Below are 12,799 nucleotides of genomic sequence, written 5' to 3'. Positions count from 1 at the left end.
CGGGATACTATTGTTCTTGTTGGGAGGGGATGGCACCTCCGCCCAACGGACAGAGACCAAGCACCTGTTGGAGGATTTGTGACCACCGTACTCGCCCCCATTGGGCTGCTGAACGACGAGGCTGACTCGCCGGAGCTGGCCGCCGCAGAGGTCGAACTGACCGCCGATGCCGCCGACCCGGCGCCGGTCGCGGCGAAGGTGCTGCTCGAAGACGTGGACCCGTCCGAGCTGATCTTCACCCGCAACGTCCGCAAGGCCGAACTGACCCCGGACTTCGTCGGTTCGATCAAGGAGAACGGTCTCTATCAGCCGATCATCGCCACCCCCCATGAGGATGGGATCGCGATCATCCTCGGCAACCGGCGAGCCAAGGGCTCGATCGAGGCCGGTCGGACCGTGGACGTCATAGTCCGCAACGACCTGACCGCCGAAGAGGCGCGGATCATCGCGCAGTTGGCCGAGAATATGCACCGCGAGGACATGCGCCAGAGCGAGATCGCCGACGCCTACGCACAGCTGTCCATCGAACTCGGACTCGACGCCGACCAGATCGCCACTCGGGTCGCCCAGGACCCGAAGAAGGTCCGGGCGTCGATCGCGCTGGCCGCGATGCCGAAGACGGCCCGGGTCGCTGTGGACAAGGGCGCGCTCACGCTGGAGGACGCCACGCTGCTGTCTGAGTTCGAGGGCGATCCCAAGGCGTACAAGCGGCTGCTCGGCACGATCGAGAAGGCCGGATCGCTGACCTGGGCGATTAAGGACGAGCGGCGGAAGGCGGCGCGGGCCGTGCTGCGGCAGGAGACCACACAGGCCCTCAAGGCCGCTGGCGTTCGGATGGTCGGCGAGCCGTACGGCTTCTCGTGGAAGTCATCGAAGGAGGTTGGCCTTGACCGCCTCGCTGATGGTGACGGCGTTGTCCTGAGCCCGGAGAATCACAAGGACTGCCCCGGGAACGCGGCGTTCTTCAACGAGCACCAGGACGGCGACCTCAAGGCGACGTTCCTCTGCCGCGACCCCCACCAGTACGGGCACCAGGTGCCCGCTTCCTACTCGTTCCTAAGCCCGGCGGAGGAGGCTGCCAAGGCGGCGGCGGAGCAGGGCGCCCGTGAGCGCCGGGAGGCGCTGGCCATCGCTGAGGAGGTCCGGCACGAGTACATCCAGGAACTTTGCCGCTCCAAGAAGGTGCCGAAGGGGATGACCCGGAAGCTGATCGCGATGCTCTTCACGCTGGGGGCAGACGAGGCGAGCCCCGAAGCGTTGTCGCTCCTCAAGGCACCGGGTGATGACGACCCACGTGCGAGGTACGGCCGGTTCGTCGGGCGGATGGCCGAGGCGCGCCTGCCCTTGGCGCTTCTCGCCACCGTCGCGGTCCGCGCGGAACGTGCTGTGCGCCAGGCGGCTTCCGGCTACGGAGACAAGTGGGCCGCCATCGAATGGTTCGAGTTCCTTATGGCTTACGGCTACGAGCTGCACGAACCCGAGGTCGAGCTGCTCGCCGGGCTCCGGGCGAAGATCGCCGAAGCCGAGGCGCGGGCAGCCGCGAAGGCAGCGGCCGAAGCTGAGGAGGACGAGGACCGGGACGAGGAGGACGCGCCCGAGCTGGCGGCCGACGACGACCAGGAGGACGAGGCGGACTCGCAGAGCAGGCACTTGGAGATCGTCATGGACGACGAGCCGGATGACCTGGACAGCGAGGACGCGGGGGAGGCGGAGGAGATCGACTGGGAAGCCCGCTTCCCGGAGATCAACGAGCTGATCGCGGCCTAACCCTAGGGGAGGGGCGATCCCTCCCTGACAACTGCCGGGGGTGCCCGATGGCACCGGACACCCCCGGCCCTGCTGACCACACCACCAGCGCCGGAGGCCCGCATGCACCTGTACCTCGCCACCACCGACCACCGACCGCCCATCGTGCGGACTGACCTCGCCGTCCACCTCGCTGGCCGCCACGAGGCGCACGCGGTGCTGATCGCCCGGACGATCCTGCTGACCATGCCGTCTGCCCGCATCCGCCTTGCTCACCCACAGCCCGCCTACGAGGCGTACACGGCGTGGGCAGCCGCCGCCGACCGAGCCGCCGCACTGTTCGCCGGGGTCCGCTCCGGCACCGTCCCCGAACCCGAAGGACAGATCTCCGGGCACCTGCGCCTTGACGCTCCGGTCCGCCCGGCAGTCGTGGAGACGCTGCACGAGAAGATCAGCCCGACCCGCGTGCCGCAGCTGCGCGTCAGCTTCGGTGGCCTGCTGACTGTCGTCACCGACATGGACGCCTACACCAGCCAGCTCACCCTCTGGACCACCGCCTACCGGCACGCCGCGCGGCACTGGAACAACCTGCCCACCATCGAGCAGCTGGCCGCCGGAGCTCTGCCCAGCTTCGAGGACACCGAGGCCCCGGCGCTCACCCAGGCGGCGGCGTGAGCAACTCCCGGCCGACGGGCCCGCAGTACGTCACCCTGGCCACCGAAGGCGGCTACCGGATGCACGCCACCATCACCCTGGACTGGGAGCAGGGAGCCGCGCTGTACCGCATCGCGGAGCTGGGCGGCACCATCACGGTGGGGTGGCAGCCAGGCCACTACTTCCTGAACTGCTGCGCCGGTGACGCCATCGAGATCACTTACGGCAAGCCCGACCGGAGCCCGTTCACGCACCACTTCGAGGACGCGCCGACCGTCTACGGCGTCCTGCTCGCCGACAGGGCGCACTTCCACGCCGACACGATGAGTCCGACCAATCACCGGTGGCTGGTTGTCCGGCGGGAGATCGGCGGCCACTACAGCCCGAGCGCCCCGGAGGGCACCCAGCGCAGGACCGCCGCCATCGTTCACGCGATCACTCGGCACATGCTCTCCCGCCCGTGGGCGGCCGAACTGCGCCGGGCCCACGACGAGCAGCACGCCCCCGCCCGGCACCGCCACCACCAGCAGGCCATCCGCGAGCTGGAGGAGGAGGCGGCCAAGCTCCAGGAGAAGGTGAACCAGGAGCGGGAGCGGGCAGCAGTCCAGGCCGCCGTGATCGAGGAGGCTGCCACCGGCGCGGGCCGCGTGACAGCGCTGCCCGCACCGGTGGCTGAGCGCCAGCCGCTCGCCGCCTGAACCGGCCGCCTGAACCGGCCGCCCGGACCGGGCGGCCGGACCGGGCGGCCGGCATCGCGGGGGAGGGGGCATCGAGCCCCCTCCCCCGCGACCGCCGACCGGGGCCGGCCACCTGCCGCGCCCGTTCCGACCGCCTCACTCCAGCACCACGTGCTCACCACCGCAGGGCACGTACGCTGATCAGAGCCCCGCGCCGCCCGGCGCGAACCAAGGAGCAACGCCGATGCAAGACCGCACCACTCCGGAGAGCCGCCGCCGCGCCCTCTCATCCGCCATTGGCTCCGTCAGGGCCGAGGGACTCACCCCCAGCGCGGACTACCTCGCCGATGCCGAGGACTATGCCGCTGGCCGGATCTCCGCTGACGAGCTGGTGGAGCGCGCCGAGGCTCGCCACCGCGCCCCGGGCACCGAGCAACCGGCCCCCTGACCATGGCTGACCCGTACGCCGACCCGGACAGCGGTGTCCTGCGCAACAAGCTCGGCATCACCGACCCCCAGGCCCTCGCTGCCGCCGAAGCCGACATCACCGCCGCCCGCCTCACCCGGCTCGCCGAGAACCCGATCCCCGGCGCCTACGACCTGGCACACCTCCAGGCGTTCCACCGGGAGGTCTTCGGCAGCATCTACCCGTGGGCCGGACAGATCCGCAGCATCGAGATCGCCAAGGGCAACACGCAGTTCTGTCTCGTCCGGATGATCCCCGACTTCGCGAACGACACCTTCGGCCGACTCGCCCGCCGCCAGGACCACCTCCGCGGGCTCGACCGGGACGCCTTCCTCACCGGCCTGGCCGACCTCCACGGCGACGTCAACGCGCTGCACCCGTTCAGGGAGGGCAACGGGCGAACTCAGCGAGCCTTCCTCGCCCAGTTCGCGGCCGACGCCGGGCACCCGATCGACTGGACCCGGCTCGACCCTGAGCGCAACACGCTTGCGTCCGTCGCCTCCTTCAACGGCAACAACGGCCCACTGCGCGCCATGCTCGCCGACCTCACCGCCGAACAGCCGGCCCCGAGAAACAGCCCGGCCACCAGGACCACGGTCCAGAGCCCGGCACCACTGATCCAGCCCCCGCAGCCGGTCCAGCCGTCCAACCACCCGACCATCCGCCGCTGACCCCGGAAACGGCGGCGGCCGGTGGACACCCCCGCGAACGGGTTGGCACGGTCCACCGGCCAGAGACCACAGCACCCCCGCGAACGCGGTGGAGCATGCGGACCTCCAGCGTAGGGCACCGGCCGGAGCGCCACGGCGCTCGACGGCGAACTGGCCGGGCGGCTGGCTAACCTCCGGTGGTGGTGGCCGCCGCCGGGGGCGGCGGGGATTCGGGCGCGCCTTCGGCGCGGCTGCATTCTTCTGCCGGGCGCCCCGCTGCGCGGTTCCCCCGGCCCCCCTGCGCGGCCCAGTGTCCGGAGCCGGCCGCCCGCTTCAAGGGCGCTCCCTTCGGTCGCGTGGCACGCCACCGGCCTTCGGCCGGCCCTTGACCCGGACGCCCTCTTTGCCCCGGACCCCAGGCAGCTATCGGGGGGACGGGGGAGGTGCGCCCATGAATCTGAAGGTCCGTCATCTGTCTGACCCGTGCGGTGGACTCCGCCTTTGAGCTTGACCAAAAACCCCTATTGAGATACTATTGTTCTTGTTGGGAGGGGATGGCACCCCCGATCAGCGGACTGAGACCACGGCACACCGAAGGGCGGACATGAACCCGCGCTACATCGCGTACTTCACCAACCCGCTCTGCGGCAGCAGCGACCCCGAGGGCGTCACGTCGATCCGCCAGGCTGCGGACCGGCTGCGAACCCGGGGGCGCGATCCCTACAGCGGCTGCACCGAGCAGTCCTGGGCCGACCTCTACGTGATCACCGACGAGCAGATGCTCGCCGACGCGGAAGAGATGGCCGGTGTGGGAGTGCCGTTCGGCAGCGGTCCGGATATCCGGATCACCCTAGGCCCGCGCGGCGGCGCCCGTATCGAACGCTAAGAGGAGCAGCGACACCATGGCAGGCGAGACCAAGATCACCCTTATCGGTAACCTCGCGGACAACCCGACCCTCAAGTACACCGACGGCGGCGCGGCGGTGGTCAACTTCACCGTCATCGCGAACGAAAAGACGTACGACAGCACCGCCCGCGCCTGGCGGGACGGCGACTCGCTGTCCATGCCGTGCGTCGCCTGGCGGCAGTACGCCGAGAACATCGCAGCATCCCTGACCAAGGGCACCCGCGTGGTCGTCACCGGCGCACTCAAGCAGCGCTCCCACCAGCCAGCCGACGGGCCCCGCCGCTACTACACCGAGCTGCTGATCGACGAGGTCGGCCCGGCCCTGCGCTTCGCCACGGCCGAGGTCGCCAAGGCCGGAAGCCGTCCGGTCCAGCAGCAGGCCGCGCCCACCCAGGCCGCACCCGGCGCGTTCGGTGCGACGTGGCCGCCCGCTCCGACCAACCCGCCCACCGTCGGCGCTTGGCCGGCCCCGGCCGTGGCGGGATGATCACCCGAGCCGGGCGGCCTCGACCCGCCCGGCCCGCCCGAACCTTGCCGACGAAAGGCCCAACCCCGTGAGCAACACCCCGCCCAAGACCGGGCTGACCACCACCATCAACACGATCCAGCGCGGCCTGTTCGCCGCCGTGCTCGCCCTTACGGCCACGGGCGCCGTCAGCAACCAGCTTCTGCTCACCCTCGCACTGCTCGCCGTCGTCGGTGGCCTCCTGTGGCTCCAGACGGTGACCCTGCGTTTGCCGAAGCTGATCAACGAGGCCGCTGAGCAGCGCGGCATCCCGCCCATCCTGCCCAGCGCCCCCACCGCCCGGCGATGACCGACCCGAGCCGGCCGGGCCGCCGTGGCCCGGTCGGCCATCCGGAGAACCCTTGATCACCACCCGCACCGCAACCCGCCTGCTGCTGCGCTATGACATCGAGTACGGGGAGAACGGCCTCACGTACTTCACGGTCCGCGCCCCGCACGTCATCGGCACCATCACCCTGCACCCCGAAGCCGCGCCCGGCGAAGCCGACGACCCTGACGCCTACACCCGTCTACGGTTCACCTCCGGCCGCTACGACCCGGACGAGAGCCCCAGCAGCTACACGGACCGGCTAGCCGTCTACAACTCGTGGATCTACGGCGGCATCACGCTGCCCCCGCTCGGCGCGACCGGTCCCCGCGATCCCTGGGAGCAACTCCACCGCAGCCCCTACGAACTGGCCACCGAGTCCGCGCGCTCGCGCATGCGGGACATCGGGGAGAAGATCATCACCGAGTACCGGCTGGACCGCCAGCGGTACGCCCAGCACTCCCGCTACCTGCGATCCATCGCCGACCACCAACTGTCCAGGGTCACCCGGGAAGCCGACGACCTACGGCCCGCCGTCCACCGCCTGTCCGTGCTGGAGACCCGCATCAACCGCTGGACCCGAGTCCGGGCACCCGAGGCCAACTCGACCACCACCGTGGATGTCGGCGGCTACCTCGCCGACTGGCTCGGCGGACGGCTCGCTGGACACCAACCGCTCACCCCCGGCGGCCAGGAGGTCTACCGAGCCTGGACGGCCGCCCGCCGACTCGGTGACCCGGCAGCGGTGTTCCAGCCCCGTCGGATCATCCTGCCCACCGCCGCCGCGCTCGCCGCCTTCGCCGACTACCTCACCGAGGCGGCCCGGGAAGCGCCCAGCCGCGCCGCCCGCGCCAATGCCCGGTGCCGACTGCGCCGGATCGCCGCCACGCACCCGGCGCTCACCGTGGACATCCCCGACCGCGAGGAAGAGACCGCACCCGCCGCGTGACCTCACCACCACCACCGCCGGATCAGTCCCCCGGCGGCGGGGATTCGGGCGCGCCTTCGGCGCGGCTGCATTCTTCTGCCGGGCGCCCCGCTGCGCGGTTCCCCCGGCCCCCCTGCGCGGCCCAGTGTCCGGAGCCGGCCGCCCGCTTCAAGGGCGCTCCCTTCGGTCGCGTGGCACGCCACCGGCCTTCGGCCGGCCCTTGACCCGGACGCCCTCTTTGCCCCGGACCCCAGGCAGCTATCGGGGGGACGGGGGAGGTGCGCCCATGAATCTGAAGGTCCGTCATCTGTCTGACCCGTGCGGTGGACTCTGCCTTCGAGCTTGACCAAAAACCCCTATTGAGATAAACTGATGTCATCAGGTCAACGGGAGGGCAACCCGAAGACCGACCCACGAACCTCGCATCGAGAGGCAGAGCATGACCGAGTTGCACAGCACGAACGTCGAACCCGGGGCCTGGTCCTGGGGGGTGATGCCTGAGCAGAACAGGCATGCCAGGGGCCACGAGTTCTACCCGCCGTTCGCCGACCTCGCGAAGATCCCCGAGCTGTACGCCACCGACGGCCAGGAGTTCGCGGGGAAGGTCTGCCACATCCACTACTTCACCGGCGGATCGGACTGGTACATAGCCGAACTCGACCCGTCCAGCGGCCTGGCGTTCGGCTGGGCGCGGGTCAACTACCTCACGGGCGAATGGGGTTACATCCACCTGGTCGAGCTAGAAGAGCTCTACCTCACCCCCGCCGCCCGGCCCGGCCACCTGGCCGTGCCCATCCTGGTTGAGCGGGACCTCGACTTCGCCCCGACCCGCGCGGCCGACATCCCCGCCATTGCCTCGTAGTCCAGCCCCGCCCTGATCCGCTCACCCGGTCGAGTAAACGAGGAACCCGCCCGTGCCCACTCTCCTTCCCGAGCGCACCGCCGACGATGCAGCGGACTCCGCGCTGGTCGCCGTCCGCGCCTACATCTCCGCCAACCCCGGCACCTACCAGGGTGAACCCGCCGACCCGGAAAGTGTGTCCGTGATCATCCGCGACATGATCACCTCGCTGCTCCACCTGGCCGACGCCACCGGAGTCCCGGGGGATCGCGAAGAGCTTGCCCGCATGGCCTACTGCCGGTACCGCGAGGAAGCCGCCTACGAGCGACTTGCCGGATTCGACTCCCCCTGAGACCGGTCCCCCGGCGGTGGCGGTGGCCGCCGCCGGGGGAGGTGCGCCCACGAATCTGGCGGTCCGTCAGCTATTTGGCTCGAGCGTGCATTCTGCTCTCAGGCTTGACCAAAAACCCTTAATGAGATAGTATTTTTCTTGTTGGTCGGGGAGGGCAAGCCCCGGCCGGCGCCCACGAGGAACCGACCGAAAGGCGTCACGTGACCACGACTCTCGACCTGCCGCGTCTCCAGGAGATCAACAGCGCCAAGCGCGCCGAGTGCGGCCACAGCGACGGGTCCGGCTGTGCCTGGTGCTGGCTCACCCCCGAGGCGATCGCCGGACTTCCCTTCGCCGAGCGCCTGGCCGTTGCCGTCGATCTCGACCACCGGCTCACCGAACTCGGCATCCCTCGCGCCCCCCGCACGCTCGTGATCGTCCACGGTGCCCGGACCTACGCCGTCCAGGTCATGTGCAAGGAACTCGGCACGTGGGAGCTGCGCATCCCCGCGCCCGGCGAGGAGTACACCCTGTATCGCGGGGCGATCTATGCGGAGCCCGCCGAGCAGGTCCGTGACGAGAAGGTGCCGACGTGGACCCGGGGCGGCGACGACCTCGCCGCCGTCGCCCGCAGCTTCGCGGGCCTGCTCTGGGCCGCTGGCCTCCGTCGCTGATTCGCCGCCCGGCCCGGTGGGCCACTGGGCCGGGCCCGCCTCCCTTGCATCCGAAGGAAGACCCATGAAGATCATCGACGTTCAGCATGACCTCACTGTGGCCCGCCCGGCCCGCTCCCGGGAAGTTCTCGCCGTCCTGTCCGACATCGGCGCGCAGTTCGACGCCGCCGCCGCCGTGGTCCGGGAAGTCGCTCCGCAGGAGTGGGCAGCACTGCCGCCAGTTCCACCTCTGGCTGTCGCCGACTGGGAGCAGGCGTGCCGCGCGCTTGTCGCCCTCGACACCTTCCTGGCGGACGCTCAGGCCAAGGTCGGCGCCGTGCTCGCGAGCGGCAGTCTCACCCCTCAGTGGCAGTTGCGCTGGTCGTTCGTCGGTGCGCTCCACACCATCGGCGTTGCCTGGCGTGACGCCTATCTGCCAGGCGCGCACTACGTGATCAGCCCCGACCTGCCGATCCGGCCGGGCCTGTGCGCCGCCGCCGCGTGGGGGTCGAGCGGCGCGGCGAACTCCGCCCGCGCCCGCCGCTGGGCGGTAGCGGTCACCGTGCAGAACTTCCGCGCGATGTCGGCGACGACGGAGGCGACGGGCTAACGCTCGCATGCCCAATGAATTGACGCAAAACCCTTATTGAGATAGTATTGTTCTTGTTGGACGGGGAGGGCAACCCCAGCCGACACCCACGAAGACGAACCCGTGCGAAGGGACCTCACACATGACCATCTCCCTGGCCAGGACCTCCACCCGCAACGCCAACCTGCGCGAGATCGTGGACATTCTCCGCGAGCAGCACCCACGCAAGACCGACGTCATCGCCCCGGCGCAGAGCATCCACGCCGAGGGCGGCCGACTGATCATCGACGGTGCCGATCACGAGATCACCCCGGATGGTGTCACCAGCAAGGCCGGAGAGTTCCGACTCACCGACGTGTGTGAGTCGGGGGTGGCCGAGAAGCTGGGCATCCCGGTGGGTTACCTGCGCAAGACCAGGCTCGAAGCCCCGGAGCTGTGGGACGCGAACGTCAACGGGTGGCTCACGCACGAGAGCCGCGAGGCCAAGAGCTACATGATCCGCACGCTTCGGCCCGGCCAGGACGAGGACACCGGCACCGCCCGCGCGTTCCTGTCCAACGGCTACCGGATCATCGATAACCTGGACATCCTGACCGCCGCGCTCGAAGGTGTGGCCGCCGCCGGGGTCGATGTCCGGTTGGACAGCTCCGACCTCACTGACCGGAAGATGTATGTCCGCGTCGTGGCGCCCCAGGTCAACGCCTACGCTCCCGAACTGCTGCGCAACTACCGCTCCCCGTTCTCCGGGGCGCTCGGCAGTGACAACCCCACAGTCTTCGCAGGGTTCGAGATCTCCAACTCGGAGACGGGGTGCGGGGCGTTCACGATCGTGCCCCGGCTGGTCGTCCAGGTCTGCGACAACGGGATGACGATCACGGCGGACGCGATGAAGTCCGTGCACGTCGGCGGACGCCAGAACGACGGGGTGATCCGGTGGAGCGACAACACCCAGGCCCGCACGCTCGATCTGGTCACCTCCCAGACCGCCGACGCCGTCAAGACATTCCTTGATCACGACTACGTCGTCCGGCAACTGCGGGCCATCCAAGAGACGGCCGGGGCCCGGATCACGGACCCCGAGAAGACGATCACCACCGTCAGCCAGCGCCTCCGGTTCACCGAGGAGCGCCGGGCCGACATCTTCGCCCACTTCATCCAGGGCGCGGACCTGTCCGCCGGTGGCGTCCTCCACGCGGTCACCTCCGTCGCCCAGACCCTCCCCGACGCCGACGAGGCCCACGAACTCGAATCGCTCGGCATCCGCGCCATGGAGCTGGCCGCCTCCCTCTGACCGCCCCGCCGCCCGGCCCACCGTGGCCGGGCGGCCCGGCACGGACCAGCCGCCGCAGCCCAGCGCGAACCGGGAGATCCCACCATGAACGCCATCGCTGACCGCCTGCGCGATCTCGTCGCCGAAGTCACCACCTTCGAAGAGGACTGGGAAGACAAGCTGCACGCGGCCCTGCCCACCTACGACCCGGACCGCGAGGGCTTCCCCGTCGAGCCGCAGGACGAAGTCCGCTACTTCGAGTTGTGCGACGACCGCGCAGCCGAGGCCCGCGACCAGCTCCAGCGGACGACCATCGGCATCGAGAGGGTCATCGTCGAACTCACGCCGCAGCCGTTCTGACCAGCCCGCCTACCGAACCACCGGCCGCCCGGCACGAAGCTGGGCGGCCCCGGCCGGGAGCGCCGAGCTGCGGGGATCGACCCCGCACCACGGCCCAACCCCGTCCGCTGCTCTCCCACCGCAGCACCAGCCCGCCGCACCGCCCGCCGGCCCCTGCCGCCCGCAGCCGGGCGGCCCCAGCCGCGGGGATCGACCCCGCACCACGGCCCAACCCCGCGCGGCACTCCCTGCTGCCCACCTTCACCTTCCAGCACCACCCAGGAGAACCACGTGCCCACCCTGCCCCACACCGGGCTCCAAACCCCCGACCAGCCCCGCTACGAGGTCACTATCTGCCGGACGCTGGAGTTGCTCCGCGGAACCCCGTTCCAGGCCAACATCAGCCACGGCCGTCGCAAGATCGGCACCGCCGAGAACTACGGCGACGGAGGCAGCACGGAGTTCGTGCCCCACGGCAGCTTCACCGCTGCCGAGTTCGCCAGCTTCGCCGACGCCTGCCGCTTCGAGGGCGAGCCTGTCGGTCTGTCGCTGCTGCTCGACCTGCTGGTCGAGGAGTTCAACATCACCCGCTCGCTTCGGGCCCAGGAGCGCCACGGCCGCACGATGCTCCGCGAGGTCACCCCGGCCGGCACCACCATCACCGGAACCGCCGTGATGCCCGCCACCCTCACCGACCGCCGCCGACTGCGCGAAGCCCTCGGACAGCCGCTCACCCCGGACGCCGAGACCCAGTTCTGGAACGGCAGCCACTGGGAGGACCTGGCAAGCGCCTCCGAGTCCTGATCCACCCCCGCATCATTCGCAGGAGACACCAGTGCCCACCCCCGCCACCCTCACCACCACACTCCGCCTGCCCGGCGAGGAGAACCCCGTTACCGTCACCACCCCGGCTCAGCTCGGGGCGCAGGCCAAGCACACCAAGGTCGTGCAGTTCGCCTTGGGCCTGTCCCGGACCACCGGCCCCGGCCGCATGGTGAAGATCGGGCCCGACCCCCGCCGTGTCCCGATGCCCAGCAAGACCCGGTGCAAGGGCAAGGGCTGGCAGCGCTGGACCGAGAAAGATGGCCGAGTCCGCTACGGCGTCGCCAGCGAGGCCCCGCCGTCCGAGGCCGGAGCCGGGTGGAGCGCGCACGGGGCCCGAGTGGTCGTCCCCGCCGATGGCGGACCCCTGTTCGTCATCTTCCGCACCGACCCCGGCAACAGCTCCGACTGGGCCCGCGAAGGCGACGGCGTGAAAATGCGCCCCGCTCTCTTCCAGGAATGCCGCCACGGCCCGCTCGTCGGCAGCACTGACCTGGCGGCCTGACCCGCCCCGGTGCGGCCCGGACACACCTCCGGACCGCGCCGAGGCCGGCCAGACCGCCAGGCCCCACCCCGAGCACCGCAGGAGACAGCAGCATGCCCAACTACATCGTCGCCATCGACGTCATCAACGTGCACGTGGTGCCCGTACTCGCGCCCACCCGCGAGGCAGCCCAGGCCGAGGCCGAACGCATCGTCGCGGGCGACGGGAAGACCTGGTACGACCACACCGAGCCCCTGGTGGTCGGCGACGCCCACACCCAGGCCGAGTGGGACGCCGAGCAGGAAGCCCTCAGCCGCACGGGCACCAGCGGCATGCCGGGACCGCTCCGGGCCCTCCAGCCAAAGGACACCATCCCTGCGGCCAGGTTCACCGCGCCCCGCACCGACCACCACGCCGACGGCACCTCGTGCCCGCCTGACCACCGGCACACCAGCAGCGGCAAGCCCCTCGTCATCGGCTGCGGCGGGCGTGCCTACTCCAAGGCCGTGTGCACCTGCGGGTGGTCGATCCAGTGCCCCGGCAAGGGCTACGTGGACGAGGAACGCCGCCGACACCTGCGCACCGCTCACTGACACCAGGCCCCGACCG

18 protein-coding genes are annotated in these 12,799 nt (G+C 70.4%); all 18 read left to right on the top strand.

Annotation, left to right across the window (positions count from 1 at the left end; genetic code table 11):
* Nucleotides 1-78 precede the first annotated feature (78 nt).
* The 18 genes from ABH940_RS15865 (at nt 79) to ABH940_RS15780 (ending at nt 12,783) form a co-directional block, all read left to right on the top strand.
* On the top strand, nt 79-1,767 hold the full coding sequence (locus tag ABH940_RS15865; RefSeq protein WP_370066272.1) for a ParB/RepB/Spo0J family partition protein: 1,689 nt from the start codon (nt 79-81) through the stop codon (nt 1,765-1,767).
* 102 nt (nt 1,768-1,869) lie between these two features.
* Complete coding sequence (locus ABH940_RS15860) at nt 1,870-2,421, top strand: hypothetical protein (RefSeq protein ID WP_370066270.1); 552 nt, start codon at nt 1,870-1,872, stop codon at nt 2,419-2,421.
* Nucleotides 2,418-3,098, top strand: a complete 681-nt coding sequence (locus ABH940_RS15855; RefSeq protein ID WP_370066268.1) for a hypothetical protein — start codon at nt 2,418-2,420, stop codon at nt 3,096-3,098. The genes ABH940_RS15860 and ABH940_RS15855 overlap by 4 nt, the downstream gene beginning before the upstream one ends.
* A gap of 223 nt (nt 3,099-3,321) precedes the next feature.
* Nucleotides 3,322-3,525: a hypothetical protein gene (locus ABH940_RS15850; RefSeq protein WP_370066266.1), complete on the top strand. Its 204-nt coding sequence runs from the start codon at nt 3,322-3,324 to the stop codon at nt 3,523-3,525.
* A 2-nt stretch (nt 3,526-3,527) separates the two neighbouring features.
* The gene (locus tag ABH940_RS15845; RefSeq protein ID WP_370066264.1) at nt 3,528-4,214 is read left to right on the top strand and encodes a Fic/DOC family protein; all 687 of its coding nucleotides are present in this window, start codon (nt 3,528-3,530) and stop codon (nt 4,212-4,214) included.
* Nucleotides 4,215-4,797: 583 nt separating this feature from the next.
* The gene (locus ABH940_RS15840) at nt 4,798-5,079 is read left to right on the top strand and encodes a hypothetical protein (protein ID WP_370066262.1); all 282 of its coding nucleotides are present in this window, start codon (nt 4,798-4,800) and stop codon (nt 5,077-5,079) included.
* 16 nt (nt 5,080-5,095) lie between these two features.
* Entirely contained in the window at nt 5,096-5,587 is a 492-nt protein-coding gene (gene ssb / locus ABH940_RS15835) for a single-stranded DNA-binding protein (protein WP_370066260.1), read from the top strand.
* 67 nt (nt 5,588-5,654) lie between these two features.
* Entirely contained in the window at nt 5,655-5,915 is a 261-nt protein-coding gene (locus tag ABH940_RS15830; RefSeq protein ID WP_370066258.1) for a hypothetical protein, read from the top strand.
* 52 nt (nt 5,916-5,967) lie between these two features.
* The gene (locus ABH940_RS15825) at nt 5,968-6,882 is read left to right on the top strand and encodes a hypothetical protein (RefSeq protein ID WP_370066256.1); all 915 of its coding nucleotides are present in this window, start codon (nt 5,968-5,970) and stop codon (nt 6,880-6,882) included.
* 418 nt (nt 6,883-7,300) lie between these two features.
* On the top strand, nt 7,301-7,723 hold the full coding sequence (locus tag ABH940_RS15820; protein ID WP_370066254.1) for a hypothetical protein: 423 nt from the start codon (nt 7,301-7,303) through the stop codon (nt 7,721-7,723).
* 52 nt (nt 7,724-7,775) lie between these two features.
* On the top strand, nt 7,776-8,054 hold the full coding sequence (locus tag ABH940_RS15815; RefSeq protein WP_370066252.1) for a hypothetical protein: 279 nt from the start codon (nt 7,776-7,778) through the stop codon (nt 8,052-8,054).
* A gap of 200 nt (nt 8,055-8,254) precedes the next feature.
* On the top strand, nt 8,255-8,707 hold the full coding sequence (locus tag ABH940_RS15810; protein ID WP_370066250.1) for a hypothetical protein: 453 nt from the start codon (nt 8,255-8,257) through the stop codon (nt 8,705-8,707).
* Nucleotides 8,708-8,771: 64 nt separating this feature from the next.
* Complete coding sequence (locus ABH940_RS15805; RefSeq protein WP_370066248.1) at nt 8,772-9,296, top strand: hypothetical protein; 525 nt, start codon at nt 8,772-8,774, stop codon at nt 9,294-9,296.
* Between the two features lie 121 nt (nt 9,297-9,417).
* The gene (locus ABH940_RS15800) at nt 9,418-10,566 is read left to right on the top strand and encodes a DUF932 domain-containing protein (RefSeq protein ID WP_370066246.1); all 1,149 of its coding nucleotides are present in this window, start codon (nt 9,418-9,420) and stop codon (nt 10,564-10,566) included.
* An 84-nt stretch (nt 10,567-10,650) separates the two neighbouring features.
* Nucleotides 10,651-10,905, top strand: a complete 255-nt coding sequence (locus ABH940_RS15795; RefSeq protein WP_370066244.1) for a hypothetical protein — start codon at nt 10,651-10,653, stop codon at nt 10,903-10,905.
* Between the two features lie 270 nt (nt 10,906-11,175).
* On the top strand, nt 11,176-11,688 hold the full coding sequence (locus ABH940_RS15790) for a hypothetical protein (RefSeq protein WP_370066242.1): 513 nt from the start codon (nt 11,176-11,178) through the stop codon (nt 11,686-11,688).
* A 31-nt stretch (nt 11,689-11,719) separates the two neighbouring features.
* A complete protein-coding gene (locus ABH940_RS15785) occupies nt 11,720-12,211 on the top strand; it encodes a hypothetical protein (protein WP_370066240.1) in 492 nt (163 codons plus the stop codon).
* A 92-nt stretch (nt 12,212-12,303) separates the two neighbouring features.
* On the top strand, nt 12,304-12,783 hold the full coding sequence (locus ABH940_RS15780; RefSeq protein WP_370066238.1) for a hypothetical protein: 480 nt from the start codon (nt 12,304-12,306) through the stop codon (nt 12,781-12,783).
* The last annotated feature ends 16 nt before the right edge of the window (nt 12,784-12,799 follow it).

The organism is Streptacidiphilus sp. BW17 (genome assembly GCF_041262485.1).
Lineage (GTDB): Bacteria > Actinomycetota > Actinomycetes > Streptomycetales > Streptomycetaceae > Streptacidiphilus.
This window is presented reverse-complemented; position numbering and strand designations above follow the sequence as displayed.

Excerpts from the sequence above, each read along its gene's own strand:
- ABH940_RS15860 (WP_370066270.1), top strand. The coding sequence starts at position 1,870 with ATGCACCTGTACCTCGCCACCACCGACCACCGACCGCCCATCGTGCGG.
- ABH940_RS15850 (WP_370066266.1), top strand. The coding sequence starts at position 3,322 with ATGCAAGACCGCACCACTCCGGAGAGCCGCCGCCGCGCCCTCTCATCC.
- ABH940_RS15845 (WP_370066264.1), top strand. The coding sequence starts at position 3,528 with ATGGCTGACCCGTACGCCGACCCGGACAGCGGTGTCCTGCGCAACAAG.
- ABH940_RS15840 (WP_370066262.1), top strand. The coding sequence starts at position 4,798 with ATGAACCCGCGCTACATCGCGTACTTCACCAACCCGCTCTGCGGCAGC.
- ssb (WP_370066260.1), top strand. The coding sequence starts at position 5,096 with ATGGCAGGCGAGACCAAGATCACCCTTATCGGTAACCTCGCGGACAAC.
- ABH940_RS15820 (WP_370066254.1), top strand. The coding sequence starts at position 7,301 with ATGACCGAGTTGCACAGCACGAACGTCGAACCCGGGGCCTGGTCCTGG.
- ABH940_RS15805 (WP_370066248.1), top strand. The coding sequence starts at position 8,772 with ATGAAGATCATCGACGTTCAGCATGACCTCACTGTGGCCCGCCCGGCC.
- ABH940_RS15800 (WP_370066246.1), top strand. The coding sequence starts at position 9,418 with ATGACCATCTCCCTGGCCAGGACCTCCACCCGCAACGCCAACCTGCGC.
- ABH940_RS15795 (WP_370066244.1), top strand. The coding sequence starts at position 10,651 with ATGAACGCCATCGCTGACCGCCTGCGCGATCTCGTCGCCGAAGTCACC.
- ABH940_RS15780 (WP_370066238.1), top strand. The coding sequence starts at position 12,304 with ATGCCCAACTACATCGTCGCCATCGACGTCATCAACGTGCACGTGGTG.